Origin of the sequence: Brachyspira aalborgi, assembly GCF_008016455.1 — a bacterium.
Lineage (GTDB): Bacteria > Spirochaetota > Brachyspiria > Brachyspirales > Brachyspiraceae > Brachyspira > Brachyspira aalborgi.
Map to the genome: position 1 here is coordinate 1,543,520 of NZ_SAXU01000001.1, position 21,100 is coordinate 1,564,619.

The following is a 21,100-nucleotide window of genomic DNA, read 5'->3' on the forward strand; positions in this document are numbered from 1 at the left end:
ATTTAATCGATATATTAGATTAATAAATCGCTTATTTATATAATAATTTTTTCAAATATTTTTATCGATTATAAATTTTTAATAAATAATATATAATTAATAAAAAATTATTTAGAGGCTAAATTATGAATAAAGATTTAATTAAAGAAATAAAAATAACGGATATAGAAAATATAAAAATTGGAAACGCCGAAAACGAAAAAGCGGGAACGGGTTGCACTGTTATAATTTGCGAAAATGGAGCTATAACGGGATTAGACATTAGAGGCGGAGGACCGGCTTCAAGAGAAAGCGAACTTACAAAACCTTTTGCTTCTGCAGAAGTTATTCATGCAGTTTTATTAAGCGGAGGAAGCGCGTTCGGACTTGATGCGGCGGGCGGAGTAATGAAATATTTAGAAGAGAGGAATATTGGTTTCGATGTCGGCGTCACAAAAGTTCCTTTGGTTTGCGCTTCTTGTATATTCGATTTAAGAGTGGGAGATTATAAAATTCGTCCCGATGCTAAAATGTCTTATAAAGCTTGCATTAACGCAGAAAAAAATAATCCTCAAATGGGAAATTTTGGAGCGGGAGCGGGAGCGACAGTAGGCAAAATATTAGGATTAGATTATGCAATGAAATCGGGACTCGGTTTTTACGCTTTGCAAATGGGAAATTTAAAAGTCGGCGCTATAGTTTCGGTTAATGCTTTTGGCGATATTTTTGATTATGAAAGCGGAAAAATGATAGCGGGGCTTCTTGATATTGATAAAAAAAGATTTAGAAATTCCGAAGAAGAGCTAATAAAAATAGCCGAAGATAAAAATCTTTCTTTTGATATAGAAAAAAATAATTCTATAACAAACACTACTATAGGAGCGATTATAACAAACGCTAAATTTACAAAATCTCAAATGGGAAAAATTGCATCGATGTCGCATAACGGATTTGCAAGGACAATAAAACCCGTTCATACGACTTTAGACGGAGATAGTATTTATGCAATGTCGGTTGGAAATGTAAATGCAAATTTGGACGCGGTCGGAAGTATATCAGCAATCGTTATGGGAAAAGCTATAAACTCGGCTATAGTAAATACAAAATCCGCTTATGGTTTTAAGGCTTATAATGAATTGATAAACTTTAACGCTGTTTAATTATATAATCTTCAATAACCTAATTTTAATTACTTTTATTTATACAATTTTACCGAAACTCTTTTAGTTTCATCTTCAAGCCATTTAACAAAAGATTCTCTCATACGAATTTCGCCAAGATAATTTTTAACTCTCGTTCTTATGCTGTCCATATCTTTTTCTATAGAAATTATTTTTATGATATAGAAACCTTTTCCGACTAATTCTCTAACCGTGCTAACCGTTCCAACTTGATAGCCGCGCTTTACTAAATTAAGTCCAGCGTTAATTTGAGCGGGCAAAGATTTTTTCCCTTCGTCATATAAAAGATTATAACCTAAATCTCCGCCGCTATTTTTTGTGGCGTTATCTTCGCTATATTTTTTTGCAAGTTCGGAAAAATCGCCTCCTCTTGCAGCCAAACCTCTAACCGTATTTGCAATTTGTTGTTTTTCGCCTTTTTCCGTAAAAGTCGTAGCTTTAAAAAATATCCAAGAAAGTTTTACTAAAGTGTCGACTTCAAATATAGATTTGTCTTTACTATTATTATAAAATTCGTCCGCTTCGCTATCGCTTATATCGGAATTATTAACTACAAGCCCGCTTAAATTTTCCATAGCGATTTGCTTTTTTATTGAGTTTCTATATTCTTCGTAGGAAATTCCTTCCGCTCTTAATTGTTTTGAAAATTGTTCTAATGTCATATTATATTGTTTTGCAATGCTGTCTAATCTTCTGCTTACATCGTTTTCTTCTATCGTATAATTATATTCTTGAAGTTTCAAATACATTATTCTCTCTTCAACCAAATCTTTATAAACCAAATCGTCATTAATATTTTGTCCAATCGATTTTGCTTGCAAAGTTAAAAAAGTTCTTCTGCTTATAAAATCTTCGTAAGTAATAGGCATAGAACCGACAATTCCGACTATACTATTAACAACATCGCCGAATAAAATATTATTAAATATAAAAAATGATAATATCAAAATTCTTTTCATTAAATTTCAATTCCTTAAAATATTATTAATTATTAAAACCGTTTATAAAGAATAACATTAAAATAATTTATATGCAACCGATTATATAATATATTTTTTGAAATTATAAATCAATATTATGATTTTTTATAAAAATTAAATCGCAATTATTATCCATAAGTTTTTTATAACCTTTTGAATTCATTAATTCTAAAATTTCATTATAATTTTCATTATATTCTACCGTTATTAAACCGAAAGAATATTTATCAAAATCGATACTTCTTAATACATCCAACTCGCCGCCTTCTATATCTAAAGACATAAAATCTATATGATTAATATTTTTATAATTTGACATAAGCTCTTCAAATGTTATAGTATCAACTTCGATATATTCCATATTATTATCGCTTTCTCTTTCAATTCTTTCTTTATGTCCTGAAGTATTATGAGTATCCAAAACATCCAATACTCCGACTGTGGAAGTTAAAAATTTTGCTTTTCCAATATTTTTAGAACTCACGGCGCAATTATACAAATCGCATTTTCTATTTTTCTTAAGCGCTTCAAAAGTTTTTGGACTTGCTTCAACGCAAAAACCGTCCCAGCCTAATTTTTCAAATATATATGTATTGCTTAAATTTATTCCGTCATAAGCGCCAATATCTATATAAAAACCGTTCTTTTTATTTTTCAAACATAAATATGCTATAATATCTTGTCCGAATTGTCCTTTAAAATCTAAACCGTAAGTATTAGACATTATTTGCAAATTTAATAATAATGAGTTTTTTTCTTTAGATTTTAATAACTTTCTAATATTGTTTCTTAATTGTCTAAACGGTATCCACCAAACTATTCTGTCTATAATATTTGAATTCATTATTGAACTCCTTTTATAAATTTTTTTTATTTATGATTAAATTAAAATTAAGACTAAATTTAAATTGCTGCCTAAATATTTTCATATTTAATAAATGCATTATTAAATATGAATTTAAAAAATCATAAGAAAATGATTTAATATAATATTGATTTTTTGATAAATTGAATAAAAAGTTTAAATTATTCGCAAGGCAAGGCAAGGCAAGGCAAGGCAAGGCAAGGCAAGGCAAGGCAAGGCAAGGCAAGGCAAGGCAAGGCAAGGCAAGGCAAGGCAAGGCAAGGCAAGGCAAGGCAAGGCAAGGCAAGGCAAGGCAAGCGTCAAAAATATAGTATAAATCGTTATTCATAATGGTATTATTATAACATTAATTAAATTTTTGTCAAATAATTAAATCTCAATGATTGCATTTTTTTATAAAAGATATAAAATATTTTTCACTTTTTGATTTTATAAGGACTTCTTAAAAATGGATAATAATTCTAAAATGATGGAACTTACAAGCGGAAATGTTAATAAAGGATTAATAAAATTAGTAATTCCTATGATTTTGGCAAATCTTTTGAATATAGCCTATAATATAGTAGACACTATTTGGATTGGACAAATGGTTGGAAAGAGCGGACTTGGAGCGATAGCCGTTAGTTTTCCTATAATATTAATATTGCTTGCCATAGCTTCGGGCATTACGGTTGCGGGAAATATTTTAATCGGACAATATTTCGGAGCTAACGATAACGATTCGGTTTTGTATATTTCAAGAGTAGCGACAACTATAAGCGTAATATCGGCAATAGCTTTGTCTTTAATCGGTTATATATTTGCGCCGCCTTTAATGAAATTTTTAAACGCGTCCGAAAGCATAATGGAATATTCGGTTAGTTATTTTAGAATTAGTATGATTGGTTTTCCTTTTATGTTTTATTATTTTTTAGTAGCGGCTTTATTAAGAGGAATAGGAGACACGATTCGTCCTTTAATATTTTTGGCTATAGCTTCAATATTGAATATAATATTGGACCCTTTAATGATAGCTGGAATAGGACCTTTTCCAAAAATGGGATTAGACGGCGCAGCTTATGCGACTGTATTTTCTCAATTTATTTCCGTAATAATTAGCATGATATATTTAAAAATGAAAAATAGCATAGTGAGAGCGAATCCTTTAAGAATAGTTTTTAATTTGAAAATAACTAAATTAATGTTAAAAATAGGAATGCCTTTTGCGGCTATGCAATTAATCGTTTCGATAAGTTGGCTTTTCTTAAATAGATTAATAAACTCTTATGGAGAATCCGCATCCGCTTCTATTGCAGTTTCTATGCGAGTAGATTCTTTATCTTTTTTGCCTTTAATGGCTTTATCTGCTGCAATCGCTACAATGGTGGCTCAAAATATCGGAGCGGATAGAATGGATAGAATAAAATCTATATATAAATCGGGATGCATAATTGGAATATGCATTTCGTCTTTTATGGCTTTATTTTCCGTTATGTTTCCAAAATTAATAGTTAGAATGTTTACAAGCGATATGAGTATTTTTGAATATACGAGAGATTATATATATATCGTTATGCCATCGATTATTTTTCTTTCGGTTATGTTCGCTACAAACGGAGTGATTAACGGAGCGGGAAAAACTTTTACTCTTATGCTTTTCAGTTTTATATCTCTTATTATTATAAGAGTTCCTTTGGCTTATTTTTTATCTTCTAAAATCGGCATTGTAGGAATATGGACATCTATGGGAATAGTTAATTTTATTAGTATGAGTTTAAGTTTGACTTATTATTTTTCTAATAAATGGAAAAAGAATGCAAATATAGCTTCACAATCCGCGGTATAAATTATATAATTCTTGTATATTTGCAAATACTTATATTTATAGAATTATATTCAAAATTTTTTAATTCTTCTTTTGCAAAAATATTTTTATCTACATTTGGGAAAAATCTATCGCAATTATAATTTTTGTTTATATGCGTTAAATAAATTATATCCGCATAATCAATCGCTTTTTTATAAATCGACTCGCCGCCAATAATAAAAATTTGTTTTTGTTTTTCAAATAATAATTTTGATAAAGTATTTTCAAAAGAAGATTCATAAGAAAGATTATTATATTTGTTTAAATATTCTTCGTTTATTTTTGAAGATATAACTATATTTTTTCTATTTGGCAAAGTTTTATTTTTAAGAGATTCAAAAGTAATTCTTCCCATAATAACGGGAAAGCCGAGTGTCGTTTTTTTAAAAAATTCCATATCTTCTTTAATATGTCCCCAAGGCATTATTCCGTTTAAGCCTATTCCATTTTTTGAATCAACCGCCGCAATTAGTGAGACAATCATAATTTACATGTCCTTAAATTTAGAAAAATATTCGTCTATTTCTTCTCTCATTTCTATTCCAACTTCTTCAAAACATAAAAGTATATCGTTATTAAGAATTTTCTCCGCCGATAAAATCCCAAAACTCTTCGGCAACTTTTAATTCTTTATCTAAATCAAGCATTCCTGCAAGCGTCCATCTTTCGTAAGGTTGTGGAGCGTAAGGATTATAAGGTATAGCTATCAAAGAATATACTTTTGAGTTATAATTTTTATAAAGAGTAACCGCCGTCCATTCCAATAAAGTTCTTTTATAATTTTGAAATTCGCCTTTATTCGGTTTTGCAGTTTTTAAATCTATTAAGTATATATTGTTATCAAAATCTTCCAAATAAATATCTACTCTTGTAGGTTTTATCTCTTTTGTTTCGCCTTCCCTACAAACTTTTTTAATCGTATTTATTTCTTTATTTTTATCTGGTTTTGCTTTTGCCGACACTAAATTACTCATTATATCGGTTATAACTCTTTGAGCTTCGGAAGTTATTATATTTTCAGGTTTAACTTGTTTGTCTACTTTTTTAAATCTTTTTTTTCCAATTTCAATTACTAAATTCTCAAATATAGCAGTTCCAAAATTTGTATTAAGGGAATGAATAAAAGAAAATAAAGCCATTCTATCTTTCCCGAGCAGTCTTGTATGAAAAGGCATAGAATTAGTTTCTGGTTTATAATTTTTAAATTTATCTCTCAAAGTATTAAATAATTTCTCTTTTATATTATTTTTTTGAATTTTGTTTAATGACATTTTATAATTCCTTTAAGTGAAATATTATTTCCGAATATGCGGATTTATCTTTTTCGACTCTATTTAAAACAGGACGCTTAAATCTATTTACTATTTTCATTCCCGATAATTCGGCTATTTTAGGATACAAATCGTATTTATCATTTGCCACAATAAAAATATTATAATTATCTTTCATATATTTTTTAGAATTATTTAAAACTTTTGCAATATCTTCAATATAAGATTGTTTAGCGATAGAACTTTGCCCTTTAGATAAAGAGCCAATTTCCAAATTATCATTTCTATTAATTTTAAATAAATCGTAAGCGTAAGCATGTTGCTCATGATAATCGATAAGTCCTATATAAGGCGGGCTTGTAAATATACCGCTTATTTTTTGTTTTTTTAGTAATTTATAAAAATTTTTATTTTCGGATAAACTTTTTATATTATCAAAAATATTCATGTTTCTTGCATCTCCCGTAATGCATATTTGATAAGTGTCGGTTCTTAATTCTTTAAATTTCTTTAATCTTTTAATCGTGTCGCTCGAATAAACTTTTAACCATTTGTTTATAGAAAATAATGGCTTGCATATTTTATAATGTTTTCTGCAATAATATGTTGAATTTATAGGTTTTAATAAAGTTCCCAAATCCGAATGCGTAGTCGCTCTGCAAGAACGCATTGTTCTGCTTAAAATTATTCTAACAATATTTTTAATTTTTTCGTCTTTTATATCGTTTATTAAATCGGATACAAATTCAAGTTCGCTTATAATATTTGGAATATACCATTTATAAAGAAAAGTGCCATTTTTTTTATTATGCAAATTTATTTTATATTTTTTTATTAAATCGTTATAAACGCTTAAAAATTCTTTCTCTCTTTCTTTGCCGTAAATATTATGATTTAATTTTTTATCTCTTACATTTTTTTTATATTCTATATTTGGAAAATTAATTTCGTTAAAAATATTTAATCTATCGTTAAGCTCGTTTTCAAATTCAAAAATTTTATACGATAAAATATATTTTTTTAATTTTGAAGTAATATCTTTTAAAATCAATTCTAATTTTTCTAAATCTACATTTTCTATTTTGCAATTTGCAATCATTGTATTAAAATGCGAAATATCAATTCCAATAGCGTTTATATTTAATTCGTTAGCTTGCACTAAAGTAGTTCCGCTTCCGCAAAAAGGGTCAAGTATAATATCGTTTTTATTAAAATAAATTTCTTTTTTAAAATTGTCAGTTTTAGAATTAAGAAAATAATCTACAAGCTGCGGAATAAATTTCCCTTTATAAGGATGAAGTCTATGAACATGTTTAGTCGTGTCAATTTCTCTTAAATTGTCAAATGACAAATGCCAATTTAAATCGTTCCCAAGTTTTTCTTTCCAATTTTTTTCTATTTTATTTTTATCGTAATATTTTTTTAATTCCGATTTTGAAATATAAATTATTCCTTCGTTAATAATTTTATTTATTATAGAATACTGCAAAAGATAATTAATATTTGACGGCGAAACCGATTTATTCATATAATTTGAAGCCCATTGACTAGCTTCGTTTAAGGTTATTAAATCCGATTTATTCATAACAAATATACAATATTATAAATTATCAAACTGCAACTTCTCCTTTAATCGCGGGATAAAATTTATAATTTTCAAGTTTAAAATCTTCGTAAATATGACTAAAAATATTTGGCGCTTCGTTTATAAACAGTTCCGTCTCTTGCGGATAAGGTTCTCTTGTAAGTTGAGTTTTAACCTGCTCTATATGATTATTATAAATATGCGCGTCCCCGAAAGTCATAATTAATTCGGAAGGATAAAGTCCGCTATGCATAGCAAGAAGTTTTGTAAGTATAGCGTAAGAGCTAATATTAAAAGGAACTCCCAAAAATAAATCGGCAGAGCGTTGATATAAATGAGTTATTATTCCGCCTTTTGAATTAACCGAAAATTGACACATCATGTGACAAGGAGGAAGATGCATTTTATCAATTTCGCCGACATTCCAAGCGTTTAAAATTATTCTTCTGCTTGTAGGATTATTTCTTAAAGAGTTTATAATATTTGAAATTTGGTCTATTTTATTTCCTTCTTTTGTCTCCCAAGCTCGCCATTGTTTGCCGTAAACGGGACCAAGCTCGCCCATATCGTCAGCCCATTCATCCCAAATATGAACATTATTTTCAAGCAAATATTTTATATTAGTAGAACCTTGCAAAAACCAAAGCAATTCTACAATAACGCCTTTCATAAAAACTTTTTTAGTCGTTATTATAGGTATTTTATTTCCGTCAAATTTAAATCTTAATTGCGGAGCGAATATTCTTTTCGTGCCGACTCCCGTTCTGTCTAAAGTTTCTTCGCCTTCTTCCAAAACTTTTTTTAGTAAATCCAAATAATTCTGCATATTTAATCCTCAATTAATATTATAAATTGATTATATAGATTATATATATAAAAAGAATTTTATCAATAATGAAAAATGATTGCATTTTTTTGTATTTTAATGTATTATAAATTTTATAGTAAAAATTTGTTTTATATTATCTATTTTAAGGAGATATTAAAGATGAAATTAAAAAGAACATGTCCTATATGCGATTGTGAAGATGGAAATAAATTATATGGTATAGATTTTGCGAAATCAAAAAGCGAGTTCATACCTGAACATTATGATATTGTCTATTGTTCTAATTGTGGATTTATTTTTAACGATACGAAATGGACGCAAAAAGATTATGATAAATATTATTCTACAACACAAAAATATTTATATATGTATTATGGCGGATATGGAGGAGTAAACGAGCAAGAAGTAAAAAAATATAATGAGCTAATAGATATAATTGAAAAATATATAAGTAAAGATGCTAATATATTGGACATAGGATGTGACAAAGGCGGATTATTAATGAATTTAAAGAAAAGAGGATTTAATAATTTATGCGGTTTGGATGTTTCAAGTTTTCAGAAAAATGTTTTAATAGAAAACAATATCGATTATATCAGTTCCTCATTTGTTGATATGCATAAAATTGATAAAAAATTTGACTGTATAATCTCAAGTCAAGTAATAGAACATATTTATGATTTAAAATCTTTAGTGAATAACATATATAATATTTTAAATGATAATGGAATAATTTATATAGATGTTCCTAATTCTAGCGAATATAGTTCTCATTTTATAAAACCTTTTCATTACTTTGATATTGAGCATATAAATCATTTTGACATTAATAGCATAAGTAATTTATTTATCAAATGTCAAATGTTGCATAATGGTTGTTCTAACGAACAATTTGTAGGTAATAACAAATATCCTGTATTATATTCTATTTTTAGAAAATCTATTAATAATAAACAGATAAATAAAGATTATTCCAACATTAAAAACATTAATGAATATATAAATATTAGCAAAGAAAAAGAAAATTATAAAATAGGGACATATTTTTTATGGGGATTTGGTTCAAATTTAAGAAGATTACTTCTTGACGATAGATATTTTAATGGTATTAATATAGCAGGAATTATAGATAAAAATAAATCTTTAAGCGGTTTAAAAATTAAAAACTATAAAAATGAAGAATTAGAAATTTTTACTCCCGAAATATTGGAAAACTATAAAGACGCTAATATTATTATAACATCTTCTCTGTTTTCGGAACAGATAAGAAACGACTTATTAAATAATAATTTTGCTGGAAAAATTTACGAAATAGACAGAGCAGAGCAGAGCAGAGCAGAGCAGAGCAGAGCAGAGCAGAGCAGAGCAGAGCAGAGCAGAGCAGTAATATTTGAATATGCTTATCGAAAAACGGCATAAAATGTTTATTTATTATCGGAAAATATTTAATAAAAACTTAATATTGTAAATTTATAATTTTGATTAAAAGAATTAAAATGAATAAATTAAAAAAAATAGAATTTAGCGAAATAGAAAATAAAATAATCGAATATATAAAAAAATATCTTCCTTTTAGAGAAGAGCATATAATTTCAACAAGAGAGCTTGCAGTTAAAATTGCAGAAAAATATAATATCGACATTTGCAAAACTTCAATCGCCGCTTTATGTCATGATTTAGGAAAGAGATATAAAGACGAAGAAATGAAAAAAATAATATTTGAATGCGACAATAAAAAATATCCAAATTATATAACGGGCGCTTTGCTTCATGCAAGAGTAAGTTCGATTATTGCTCAAAATGAATTTAATATAAACGATAAAGAAATTTTAAGCGCAATCGAAAGTCATACCGTTGGATATGGAAATATGAGCATGCTTGAAAAAATAATTTACGCCGCCGATTATCTTGAGCCGACAAGAAAAATTGAAATAGCAAATAAAATAAGAGAGAAAATTTTTATAGATTTTGATTCTGCTTTTTTAGAAGTAGTTTTAGAATCTATAAATTTTGTTTTAAGTAAAAAACAATATTTAGCAGGCAAAACGATAGAACTTTATAATTCATTAATTATTAAAAATTAAAGAGAATTAAAATGAAGTGTAAAAGAGCTTATATAATATTCATTGCAGATAATAAACAAAATAGAATAAATAAATTTAATATAGAAAATATTTTAAATGAACTTTCTATGTTATGCGACACTGCAAATTATAAAGTGATTGAAAGATATTCTTTTATTCAACAAAAAATAGATTCAAGAACTTATATAGGAAAAGGAAAATTAGAATCTATAAAAGAAAAAGCTATTATAGATAAAGTTAAATATATTATATTCGATAACGAGTTAAGCGGTTCTCAGGTTAATTCTATAGAAGAAAATTCGGATATAAAGGCGCTTACTCGAACGGAAATAATACTTGAAATATTTGCAATGAGAGCTAAAACATTGACTGCAAAAATGCAAGTAGAATTGGCTTTTTTAGAATTTGAATATCCAAGATTAAAAGGAAAGAGAACAAATTTAAGTCAGGTAAAAGGAATAATTGGATTAAGAGGCGGAGCGGGAGAAAAGCAACTTGAATACGACAGAAGGAGAGCAAGAGAGAGAATACATAAATTAAAAACTCAATTAAATAAAGTTGAAAGAGTGTCAAAAGTAGGCAGAAAGTCGAGAGAAAATACTTTTAGAATTGCGATAGTCGGCTATACGAATGCGGGCAAAAGTTCCTTGTTTAATTTATTATGCAAAGAAAATATATATGTTGAAGATAAATTATTTGCAACTTTGGATACTCATACAAGAAAATTATATTTATCTAACGATGCGCCAGTTCAGGTTATAATAAGCGATACGGTTGGTTTTATTGATAGACTTCCGCATACTTTAATCGCTTCTTTTAAGTCGACTTTATCGGAGGTTGTAGAAGCCGATTTATTAATTCATTTAATAGATTCTTCAGATAAAAATATAGAAGAGAAAATAATTAAAGTTGAAAACACTATAAAAGAAATTGGAGCTTCAGAAATAAAATCCTTATCGGTATTTAATAAAATTGACTGCATAGACGAAATTCAAAAAGATAAAATAAAAATATTATATAACAATCCAATATTTATAAGCGCAAAGAATAATATCAATATAGAGAATTTAAGAAAAATTATATTAAATACGATTTTAGAATTAAATAAAGTAGAATATTAAAATAAATTAAATTTCTCTTAATAAAACTATATCGTTTTGTTTTATAACGGTATTTCCTCTCGGAATAATCGTTCCGCCGTCTCTCTTTATCATAACGACTAAATTATTTTTAGCCAAATGCAAATCTTTTAATTCTTTATCTTTCCAACTATGATTATTATTTATCGTTATCTCTTTTAAATTCATATCGTAATATTTAGTTCGTTTCGCATTCAAAATAACAATATCTCCTTTTTCAATAGTAGTGTTTCCGTTTGGAATAACCGTGCTTTCGCCTCTTTCTATTGTAACGACAATCGAGTTTTCGGGAAATTCTATATCTTTAATTTGTCTTCCAACCCAATGATGAGATTGAGGAATCGTTATTTGAATTAATTGCATATCGGAATCGTCAACATAATCGTTGAAAGTTTTTAATACATTTTCATTTGAATCTACCAAACTTAATTTTCGCGCTATTAGAGGCAAAAAAGTTCCTTGAAATAATATTGAAATTATTGCAAGAAAAAATACTATATGAAAGATATCGTAATGTATTCCTTCTACATTACTTCCCATAACCATTATTGCAAAAGCGATTGAAGCGGCTCCTCTTAATCCCGCCCACATAATTAAAAGTTGCTTTTTTAATCCAACCTTAAAAGGAGTAAGCAAAGAAGCTACCGCAATTGGTCTTGCTATAAAAGTTATAAATAAAACTACGGGAATAGCGGTAGAAGATGCAGGCAATATATTTTGAGGAGTCGATAATAAACCCAATAAAAAGAATAATATCATTTGCATAAGTCCCGTAATTCCGTCAAAGAAATTAACTAAAATTACTTTATTTTTAATACTACAATTACCCAAAACTATTCCTACTATATAAGCGCTTAAAAATCCGTTTCCTCCAAATGCAGCGGATAGAGAATAAGAAAGCAAAGCGGTTGCAAAAACAAATATTGTGTCTAGTCCGTTTATTGTGAATTTAATTTTTTTAAGAATAAAATAAGATAAATATGAAACTAAAGCGGCTACAATTAAAGCAAAAACTATTTGTTTGAAAAGCATTAAAATTATTGATAAAGGACTTCCTATAGTTTTTCCGATTAATCCTAAAAATATAACCGTAAGCATATAAGACATAGGGTCATTACTTCCGCTTTCAAGCTCAAGCAAAGAAGCCAAACCGTCTTTTAAATTCAAATTTTTTGAACGAAGTATAGAAAACACGGAAGCCGCGTCAGTAGAACCTATAACCGAACCTATAAGAAAACTTTCAAATAAATCTATTTTTAATATTAAATAACATAATAATCCCGTAATCATAGAAGTTAAAAAAGTGCCGATAAAAGAAAGCAAAAACGATTTTACTGCTACAGGTTTCGCGACTTGCCAATTAGTTCCGAAACCTCCATAAAACATTATAAATATTAAAGTCACCGTGCAAATATTACTTGAAATTACATAATCATTGAAATTATACATTTTATTGAAAATCATTCCTAATACTAAAAACAATAATAACGAAGGAACGCCTATTTTTGAAGAAATATTATTTGCCATTATGCATATTATTATTATTATCGCAGCCGTAAGTAATGCTATATCCATATTTAAAAATCTCTCTGATTAGAATTATTTTGAATATGCATTATACATTAAAAATTTAAGAATATCAAGCTATTTTTAATTTTTATTATTTTGCCGCATTTCCCGCAACATTTAATGCATCCCAAGTTCTTGCAAAAGGAGGCGCATAACATAAATCGAGCATTCCAAGTTCGTCAACAGTAAGCCCAGAATATATTGCCGTAGCTATAACATCCGCTCTTAAAACCGCTCCTCTTTTTCCCGCTATTTGTCCGCCCAAAATTTTTCTGTTTTCTGCAGAATATACTAATTTTATATGCAAGTCTTCATAATTAGGATAATAATGAGCATGGTCCAAATCTTTAATCGTTACGGTTTTATAAGATATATTTCTTTTTTTAGCTTCTTCTTCGGTTATTCCCGTTCTTGCCAATTCCATTTCAAAAGCGAGTATGCATGCGCTTCCCAAACTTCCTAAAAACTTTTCTTCTCCGCCCGTTAAATTATTAGCAACCATTCGTCCTAATTTATTCGCTCCCGTAGCAAGCGGAATATAATTTTGTTCGTCTAAAACTTTATCGTAAATAGTGGCGCAATCTCCAGCGGCGTAAATTGAATCGATATTTGTTTTTCCTTCTCTATCTACGATTATAGCTCCGTTGTCCGATAATTTTATTCCTGTTTCTTTAGCCAAATCGCTATTTGGAATTACGCCTATTGCAATAACGACATAATCTACATTATATTTGCCTTTATCGGTTATCAAAGATTTTACATTATTTTTATCGTCCGCTTCGAGAGATAAAACTTTTTCATTTAAATGCAAATCAACTTTTTCTTTTATATGTTCTATCGTTAAATCGGAAAATTCTTTATCGAATTTATTGCCAAATATTCTGTCAGAACGTTGAATTATAGAAACGGTTTTACCCAAATGTTTTAACGCATGCGCAATTTCAATGGCTATAAAACCAGCTCCCAATATAGCGACATTTTTTATATTAGTATCTTTCATTTTTTCTTTCATGTTTAAAGCGTCTTTAAAATCTTTTAAAGTCGATACATTTCCTATATTGATATTTTCTATATTTGGAATAATTGCTTTTGCTCCCGTAGTTATTAAAAGTTTGTCGTATTCGTCTTCAAATTCTTTATTAGTTTCTAAATCTCTAACCAAAACTTTTTTATTTTTAGAATCTATTTTTATAACTTCGTTTTTTACTTTCAAATCTATTCCCGATTTTATAGTCGCTTCTGCAGTCCTTGCTATCATAACATTTGAATCGTCAAAAAATCCTCCTACATAATAAGGCATTCCGCAAGCTCCCCAAGATACGAATTCCGTTTTCTCATATACGGTTATTTTCGCTTCTTTATCCAATCTTCTTGCCTTTGCCGCTGCGCTCATTCCAGCGGCGACTCCGCCTATTATAATAATTTTTTTCATTTTTAAACCTTCCTCAATTTATTATTTAATTAAAGTATAATTATACAAAAATATTTGTCAATAAATAATTTAATTGACATATATTAAATATGAGGTTATTATATATAATAATTCAATATTATACTAAAGAGGGCGTATTATGAAATTCAAATTTTTAAATTATTTTAAATTATTATTTTTATTTATAATTGCAATATTATTTTTAACTTGTTCAAAAGATAAAAATAATATTTCTCAAACGGATAGAGGCGGAGCTTTGATAGATAAAATAATATTTAATATAAGAACGGATATGACTATCGCAATTAAAGATGTTGCAGAAGGCAAAGCCGATTTAATGGCAAGCGGAATAGACGGAGGAGTTTATTTATCGTTAGAGAAAAAAGATTTAGAAAAACTCGATACTTATGAAGTTCCTTCAGGCACTTGGAGTTTATTATTCAATCCCTTTCCTAATAAAGCTCCTTATACGATAACTAAAGACGGAAAAACTTATTTTAATCCTCTCGCCATAAGAGAAGTAAGATTTGCAATGAATTTTTTAATAAATCGAAAAAAACTTATTGATGAAATTTTGAAAGGCGCGGGAATGCCTTCCTTTACTCAAGCGACTCCAGGACAACCTGGAACTTATAGATATAATTTAATTCCTTTAAGAATGGGAATGACTGAAAACGGAAACGAAGAAAAAGCGATTAACGATATTGAAAAAGCTATGCAAACCGCTGCCAATCTGCCCGAAAATAGAGGAAAATTAAAAAAAGAAAACGGTTGGTGGAAATATAATAACGAAATAGTGAGTATAAAATTTGTTATAAGAGTTGATGACCCGAGCGGAAGATTGCCAGCGGGAAATTCGATTGCAGATTTAATAGAAAAGACGGGAATTAAAGTAGAAAAACTTTTATACGATAGAAACAAATCTACTCAAGTGGTATATTTAACCGACCCTAAAGATTATGAATGGAATATATTAACAGAAGCTTGGGGAGCGGGAGCAACGAGAGCTTGGTGGGATGTTATTTTAAGACAAATGTATGTTAGAGAAGGAAATTATATGCCAGGCGGAAATGTCGCGGAATTTTGGAATTACGATAATAAAGAAGCGTCAAAAATAAGCGATAAAAATTCAAACGGATGGTTTTTAACTTCAGAGGAATATTGGGATGGAAATATGCGATTGCAAGAAATTGGATTACAAGAAGCGGTTAGAATATATTTAAACTCTCAAACTCAATTTTTTGTGGCAAATAAAGAAAGATTTAATGGAAGAATGCTTTACGGAGTCGGAGACGGAATAAATGACTGGTCTATAAGAAGCGCCGATGTAAAACCAAATAAAAGAGGAGAGAAAATTTTAAGAGTATTGCAACATTCGGCTCAAGGCTCTTTATTTATGAGTCCTTGGGACCCAGTAGGCGTTGGCGGATTTTCAGATGCGTATTCTGGAATAATAATAAGTCCTTGCAGCGATTCTGGAGCTACTTTTGAATCTCCTTCTACTGCAAAAGATATATTCAGACTAGGAGAAGCCGACACAAATACTTTAGAGATTGGAGTCGTTGCGGGAAATAACGGAATACCCGTAGGCACTATTGAAGTTCCTAAAAATGCTATGATGTTTAATCCATATACTCAAAAATGGGAAGAAGGTTTAACGATTGTAAGCAAAGACGGAAATATAGAATATAAAAAATCCGATAATTTGAAAGCTTATATAAAATGCGATTTTAAACCAAAATATTTTAAATGGCATCATGGAATAGAATCTTCTTTAGTAGATTTAATGTATGGAAACGTATTTATAGCAAATGTCGTAACAAAAACTAACGACAACGATAAATATTACGATTCGGCTTTGGCGGGAAGATATGCTCCTGCGATGGACGGAGCGGTTGGAAGCGTGCTAAATGAAGATGGAAGTTTTACTCTTTACGGAAATTATTATTTTCCTATGGATATTGACAGACAAATTGCGACTGTTGCGGTTAGTCCGAAAATAGGAAATCCAAACAGAAATACGGTAGTTCCTTTTGAAATAAACGAAGCGATAATGAAATTAGTTTTAGAAGGCTCAAAATCTGGAAATGTTTATACAATCTCTCAAGACCAATCTCTTACGGCGATTGATGTAAAAAATCCAACCTGCGTTTCGGATATAAAAGAAAAATTAATTGAAATGAGAGATTCAAAATATATTCCCGTTGGAATAGAACAATGGATAAACGAAGAAGAAGCCATAAAGAGATATCAAGCGGCTATAGATTTTATCGACAATTACGGACATGCTTATATTTCTAACGGACCGTTTTTTATATCGAAAATAGATTCTAAAGCAAATTATATAGAACTTTCGGCTTTTAAGGATTATTCTGAATCGGCAAAATATTGGATTGAAAAACTTTCTACAAAAATGAGCAGAATTGAAGATATAGAATATCCTTCTATAGTAAATAAAAACGAAGATATGAATATTAATATATATGTTTCTTCTTATGATTATCCAAACAATAATTTAGAACTTCCCGATGCAAATACTAAAGTTAAAGTTTTGCTTCAATTACAAAAAGGCGGCGAAATTGAATATAACGCTAATTTGGAAGGAGAGGTTTTTAAACTCACGATTCCTAAAAAAGATTTAAGCAATTTGTCTGCGGGAGAATATATTATAGTATTTGAATCTTTTATAGCGGATGAAAGCCCAAGTATAGAGACGAGAAGTTTTGTATTGAGATAGATTTTCTTAAATAAAATTTATTTTGACGAATTATATATAATAATTTGCAACTATGCATAATATATGATATAATAATCGTATGCTTTATAATATAAATAATTTTATATCAAATTCAGGATGGAAATATCTTTTTTACGGTATCGATATAATTTTAGTTACGATATTATTTTATATTTTGTATATATTTGTTTACAATACAAGAGCCTATAATGTAGTCGCTGGTTTTATAATATTATTTTTCATTACTCTTATAGCGAGAGTATTCGGATTAACTACATTATCTTGGATATTTGATAAATTTTTTCAAGTCGGACTTATTGCTATTGTAGTTTTATTTCAAGCGGAGATAAGGCATGGTTTAAGAATACTTGGAGGAAGAGCTTTCTTCAAAAAATCTTTTGGTTATGACGAAAATAATATTCAAAAAATATTGAGCGCCTCTTTTAATTTGTCTTATAAAGGACATGGAGCTTTAATAGTTTTTCAAAGAAATATTTCGCTTCATTCATTGATAGACAGAGCGATAAGATTAAACGCCGATATTTCGATTGAACTTATTGAATCTATATTTTTTAAGAATAATCCGATTCATGACGGAGCGGCTATAATAATGGAAAATAGAATTGCAGCTGCAAGCGCATATTTGCCATTAACAGAAATGGAGCCTAAAATAAAAAATAGAAGATTAGGAACAAGACATAGAGCGGCGCTTGGAATTTCAGAGCAGACGGACGCGGTTATTTTGGTAGTTTCGGAAGAGACGCAGAGTATTTCTATAGTTCATAACGGAATATTGGAATACGATTTAAATAGAGACGAATTATATGCAAGACTTGGAGAGCTTTTAGAAATAAAATAAAATTAAAAAATAGAAATGATTAAAAATAAAATGAGCGTTAAGAAAGATAAAAAAATAAAAATAAAATCAAAAATCAAAAAATTTGATTATAAAAAAGTTTACAATCTTATAACAAAAAGATTCCATATAAAACTTTTATGTTTATCGATGGCTTTTATATTATTTTTATATGTTAGATATCAGCAGGAATTTTCTAAAGATTATATTGCAAAATTGCAAATATTAAATGTTCCTTCAAAACTTTTAATAGCAAATAATATAAACGAAAATATTACTATAACGGTTAGAGGATTTAGAGATAGCAAGCATGAATATCCGATGGAATTTTCAACTTATATAGATTTGACTAACGCGCAACTTGGAAGCAATATGTATAAAGTTAATTTGTCGGAAGAGATAGATTATAAGAATATGAATATTATTATAACTCCGAATAGAATTCCTATAGTTTTAGACGAATTGGTATATAAAACCGTTCCTGTAAATGTAGTCACGATAGGAACAGCGTCTTTAGGTTTGAATATTGACGATATTATAGTTAATCCTTCTAATGTTATAATATCGGGACCTAAAACTTTAATCTCTTCGATAAATAAAATTAATACTATTCCTTTAGATTTAACCGATAGATATTTAGATTATTCTACAAGATTAAAATTAAATATGCCTAAAAATATTAAATCGGACACTTCGCTTGTAGATATTAATGTTATATTTAATAAAGATATGGAAAAAATAGAGTTTAACGATATTGTAGTTAATATAAATAATTTAGATAGTCGTTTTAATATAAAATTAGACAGTCCTTTAATAGCGCAAAAATTGGTATTGGAAGTTAATAAAAATTTTGTTACAAATATTTCCGAAAGCGATTTGTCTTTATATTTGAATTTGAAAAATATAACAAACGCGGGAATCTATTCAAATATATCGGTGGAAGTCAATATTCCGACTTATGCAAAATTACTAAATATAGAGCCTTCTTTCTTTGATATAGAAACCGAAAGCAGATAAAAATTAAAGTTAAATAAAATGATAAAATTTATAAGATTTGGAGATATAATTATTTTTATTTTTATAATCGTTTTTTCTTTTTTTTACACTAAAAAACTTATAGAAAATAATAGCGACTCAAAAATAATAATAGAATATTCAAATAAATCTTTAAGATTCGATTTGAATAACGAAAGAGAGATTATTGTAGAAGGATTATTGGGCGAATCGAAAATATTGATAAAAAATAATAATGTAAGATTTTTAGAATCTCCATGTCGCGATAAATTATGCGTTAAAGCGGGAATTTTAAAAAACGCTCCGTTGATATGCATGCCAAACGGAATAATAATAAGATTTGAAAATAATTTTGAAGACGGTATTGAAATAGATTCTATAGTTCAGTAAAATTAGTTATTAAAAAATTTGGCGGTTTGACTATGACTTTTTTTGAAGATATTAAATTTCATAAAGGTAAAAGAAGAATTTACGATATAATATTTTTTGCTTTTATATCGTCTTTTATAGCGGCGCTTGAAAATATGTTTCCTCGTCCGATTCCTTATTTTAGAATTGGTTTTTCTTTTATAATTATAATAATAGTTTTGGATTCTTTTAAATTAAGAGAGATGATTTTGCTTATTCTTATAAAAAATTTGTCCGTTGCAATAGCATTCGCTTATATATTTACGCCTCCGTTTTATTTGGGATTATGCGGAGGAATGGTTTCGGCGATTGTGATGAAGTTTATGAGAAATTTCAAAAATGTTTTTTCGTTTTTAGGAATAAGTTTAGCTGGCGCGCTTACAAGCAATTTATCGCAGGCTTTTTTATCAAAATATTTATTTCATTTGCCCGATATAAAATTTTTAATAGTTCCCGTATTTATAGTTTCTTTAATAACGGGGAGCGTTGTAGGAATTATAACTATATTTTTGATTAGGAGCGATTGATAATTTTAAATTTAAAAAAATTATTTATCTTTATAATGGAATTTGCAAGATAATATTATTAAATTATTATTTTATAAATTAATCTATCTTTTTTATTTATTCTTCTTGAATAACAACCTTTATATTCATGCTTTAATTCTTCTGGTTTTCCTATTCCTTCATAAGGATTTTTTAATATAGCTTCTATCAAGTCGTTAATTTTTGATAAAGTTTTTTTATCGTTATTTCTAAAAAATATTAAATGTTCTTCGGCTTTTCTAGTAAAAATAATATTGGAATTATTCATTTTCCATATCTCTGAGTTCTTTTATAGAATATTTTACAATATCGCCTTTTTCTAATTGCCTTATAGAGATATCTAAATCGCTTTTTGAATCAAAATCATATTCTTTTGAAGAGGAATTTTCTATTATATCAAATATTTTCACTACTCCTAATATAGAAAATATTACTGTGGATGCAAATTTTTCGTTAGAATTTCTTTTTCTTGGTATTCTTAAAGCTAAAAATTCGCTGTCAAATAATTTATTTTCTTCCGCTATTTTAGTTATTTTGGAAGAATTTATATTTATTTTATTTTCTTTTTTTATTATATCTACTATCATATAAGGAGGATATTTGCAAATTGAAAATTTTAATAAATCTTTTAATTTTTTATTTTCTTCGTATAATTCTTTATTTAGAACATCTAAATTTTCTATTATAGAATTTAATTCTACGATACGATTTTTTAACTCTAATATTAATTCCGTTTTATATTTATCATAAATTTTAAAATCTATAACATTCATAATTAAA

22 protein-coding genes are annotated in these 21,100 nt (G+C 28.1%); 11 read left to right on the forward strand and 11 right to left on the reverse strand.

Annotated features, from left to right (window positions below):
* Positions 1 to 140: 140 nt before the first annotated feature.
* Entirely contained in the window at positions 141 to 1,139 is a 999-nt protein-coding gene (locus tag EPJ79_RS06895) for a P1 family peptidase (RefSeq protein WP_147739615.1), read from the forward strand.
* Between the two features lie 35 nt (positions 1,140 to 1,174).
* On the opposite strand, the gene EPJ79_RS06900 is transcribed toward EPJ79_RS06895, so the two are convergent.
* Together EPJ79_RS06900 and EPJ79_RS06905 are read right to left on the reverse strand one after the other, a co-directional pair.
* A complete protein-coding gene (locus EPJ79_RS06900) occupies positions 1,175 to 2,119 on the reverse strand; it encodes a peptidylprolyl isomerase (protein ID WP_147717925.1) in 945 nt (314 codons plus the stop codon).
* A gap of 103 nt (positions 2,120 to 2,222) precedes the next feature.
* Positions 2,223 to 2,984 (reverse strand): FkbM family methyltransferase, encoded by a 762-nt coding sequence (locus EPJ79_RS06905; protein WP_147738937.1) that lies wholly within the window; start codon positions 2,982 to 2,984, stop codon positions 2,223 to 2,225.
* 164 nt (positions 2,985 to 3,148) lie between these two features.
* On the opposite strand from EPJ79_RS06905, the gene EPJ79_RS11570 reads away from it, so the two are divergent.
* Positions 3,149 to 3,316 carry a hypothetical protein gene (locus EPJ79_RS11570; protein ID WP_158634362.1) on the forward strand — a complete coding sequence of 56 codons (168 nt, stop codon included), beginning with the start codon at positions 3,149 to 3,151 and terminating at the stop codon, positions 3,314 to 3,316.
* 137 nt (positions 3,317 to 3,453) lie between these two features.
* Complete coding sequence (locus EPJ79_RS06915; RefSeq protein ID WP_147738939.1) at positions 3,454 to 4,830, forward strand: MATE family efflux transporter; 1,377 nt, start codon at positions 3,454 to 3,456, stop codon at positions 4,828 to 4,830.
* Between the two features lies 1 nt (position 4,831).
* Here the strand turns inward: EPJ79_RS06915 and EPJ79_RS06920 are convergent, their stop codons facing one another.
* The 5 genes from EPJ79_RS06920 to EPJ79_RS06935 are packed head-to-tail and all read right to left on the reverse strand — an operon-like array spanning position 4,832 to position 8,533.
* Positions 4,832 to 5,335: a dihydrofolate reductase gene (locus tag EPJ79_RS06920; RefSeq protein WP_147738940.1), complete on the reverse strand. Its 504-nt coding sequence runs from the start codon at positions 5,333 to 5,335 to the stop codon at positions 4,832 to 4,834.
* 3 nt (positions 5,336 to 5,338) lie between these two features.
* Positions 5,339 to 5,470, reverse strand: a complete 132-nt coding sequence (locus tag EPJ79_RS11900; protein WP_274595996.1) for a hypothetical protein — start codon at positions 5,468 to 5,470, stop codon at positions 5,339 to 5,341.
* Positions 5,427 to 6,122, reverse strand: a complete 696-nt coding sequence (locus EPJ79_RS06925; RefSeq protein WP_244289083.1) for a TdeIII family type II restriction endonuclease — start codon at positions 6,120 to 6,122, stop codon at positions 5,427 to 5,429. Before EPJ79_RS06925 ends, EPJ79_RS11900 begins: the two co-directional genes overlap by 44 nt.
* 1 nt (position 6,123) lies before the next feature.
* Positions 6,124 to 7,707, reverse strand: a complete 1,584-nt coding sequence (locus tag EPJ79_RS06930) for a DNA methyltransferase (protein ID WP_147738941.1) — start codon at positions 7,705 to 7,707, stop codon at positions 6,124 to 6,126.
* Positions 7,708 to 7,732: 25 nt separating this feature from the next.
* Positions 7,733 to 8,533: a thymidylate synthase gene (locus tag EPJ79_RS06935; protein ID WP_147738942.1), complete on the reverse strand. Its 801-nt coding sequence runs from the start codon at positions 8,531 to 8,533 to the stop codon at positions 7,733 to 7,735.
* 162 nt (positions 8,534 to 8,695) lie between these two features.
* Between EPJ79_RS06935 and EPJ79_RS06940 the strand changes: the two genes are divergently transcribed.
* The 3 genes from EPJ79_RS06940 (at position 8,696) to hflX (ending at position 11,741) form a co-directional block, all read left to right on the forward strand.
* Positions 8,696 to 9,955, forward strand: a complete 1,260-nt coding sequence (locus EPJ79_RS06940) for a class I SAM-dependent methyltransferase (protein ID WP_158634363.1) — start codon at positions 8,696 to 8,698, stop codon at positions 9,953 to 9,955.
* Positions 9,956 to 10,032: 77 nt separating this feature from the next.
* A complete protein-coding gene (yqeK, locus tag EPJ79_RS06945) occupies positions 10,033 to 10,620 on the forward strand; it encodes a bis(5'-nucleosyl)-tetraphosphatase (symmetrical) YqeK (RefSeq protein WP_147738944.1) in 588 nt (195 codons plus the stop codon).
* Positions 10,621 to 10,631: 11 nt separating this feature from the next.
* Positions 10,632 to 11,741 carry a GTPase HflX gene (gene hflX / locus EPJ79_RS06950; protein ID WP_147738945.1) on the forward strand — a complete coding sequence of 370 codons (1,110 nt, stop codon included), beginning with the start codon at positions 10,632 to 10,634 and terminating at the stop codon, positions 11,739 to 11,741.
* Positions 11,742 to 11,747: 6 nt separating this feature from the next.
* On the opposite strand, the gene EPJ79_RS06955 is transcribed toward hflX, so the two are convergent.
* Together EPJ79_RS06955 and EPJ79_RS06960 are read right to left on the reverse strand one after the other, a co-directional pair.
* Complete coding sequence (locus tag EPJ79_RS06955; protein ID WP_147738946.1) at positions 11,748 to 13,334, reverse strand: potassium/proton antiporter; 1,587 nt, start codon at positions 13,332 to 13,334, stop codon at positions 11,748 to 11,750.
* 85 nt (positions 13,335 to 13,419) lie between these two features.
* Positions 13,420 to 14,760, reverse strand: a complete 1,341-nt coding sequence (locus EPJ79_RS06960) for a CoA-disulfide reductase (protein WP_147738947.1) — start codon at positions 14,758 to 14,760, stop codon at positions 13,420 to 13,422.
* A gap of 139 nt (positions 14,761 to 14,899) precedes the next feature.
* Between EPJ79_RS06960 and EPJ79_RS06965 the strand changes: the two genes are divergently transcribed.
* The 5 genes from EPJ79_RS06965 to EPJ79_RS06985 all read left to right on the forward strand — a co-directional run bounded on the left by EPJ79_RS06965 (position 14,900) and on the right by EPJ79_RS06985 (position 20,302).
* Positions 14,900 to 17,497: an ABC transporter substrate-binding protein gene (locus EPJ79_RS06965; protein ID WP_147738948.1), complete on the forward strand. Its 2,598-nt coding sequence runs from the start codon at positions 14,900 to 14,902 to the stop codon at positions 17,495 to 17,497.
* 79 nt (positions 17,498 to 17,576) lie between these two features.
* Positions 17,577 to 18,356 (forward strand): diadenylate cyclase CdaA, encoded by a 780-nt coding sequence (cdaA, locus tag EPJ79_RS06970; RefSeq protein WP_147738949.1) that lies wholly within the window; start codon positions 17,577 to 17,579, stop codon positions 18,354 to 18,356.
* A 15-nt stretch (positions 18,357 to 18,371) separates the two neighbouring features.
* Positions 18,372 to 19,370 carry a CdaR family protein gene (locus EPJ79_RS06975; RefSeq protein ID WP_244289084.1) on the forward strand — a complete coding sequence of 333 codons (999 nt, stop codon included), beginning with the start codon at positions 18,372 to 18,374 and terminating at the stop codon, positions 19,368 to 19,370.
* Between the two features lie 18 nt (positions 19,371 to 19,388).
* On the forward strand, positions 19,389 to 19,757 hold the full coding sequence (locus EPJ79_RS06980) for a NusG domain II-containing protein (RefSeq protein ID WP_244289085.1): 369 nt from the start codon (positions 19,389 to 19,391) through the stop codon (positions 19,755 to 19,757).
* 32 nt (positions 19,758 to 19,789) lie between these two features.
* Positions 19,790 to 20,302, forward strand: coding sequence for a Gx transporter family protein (locus EPJ79_RS06985; protein ID WP_147738950.1), 513 nt, complete (start codon positions 19,790 to 19,792; stop codon positions 20,300 to 20,302).
* Between the two features lie 58 nt (positions 20,303 to 20,360).
* On the opposite strand, the gene EPJ79_RS06990 is transcribed toward EPJ79_RS06985, so the two are convergent.
* Together EPJ79_RS06990 and EPJ79_RS06995 are read right to left on the reverse strand one after the other, a co-directional pair.
* Positions 20,361 to 20,588, reverse strand: a complete 228-nt coding sequence (locus EPJ79_RS06990; RefSeq protein WP_244289086.1) for a Txe/YoeB family addiction module toxin — start codon at positions 20,586 to 20,588, stop codon at positions 20,361 to 20,363.
* Positions 20,581 to 21,093 (reverse strand): hypothetical protein, encoded by a 513-nt coding sequence (locus EPJ79_RS06995; RefSeq protein WP_147738951.1) that lies wholly within the window; start codon positions 21,091 to 21,093, stop codon positions 20,581 to 20,583. Before EPJ79_RS06995 ends, EPJ79_RS06990 begins: the two co-directional genes overlap by 8 nt.
* Positions 21,094 to 21,100: the final 7 nt, after the last annotated feature.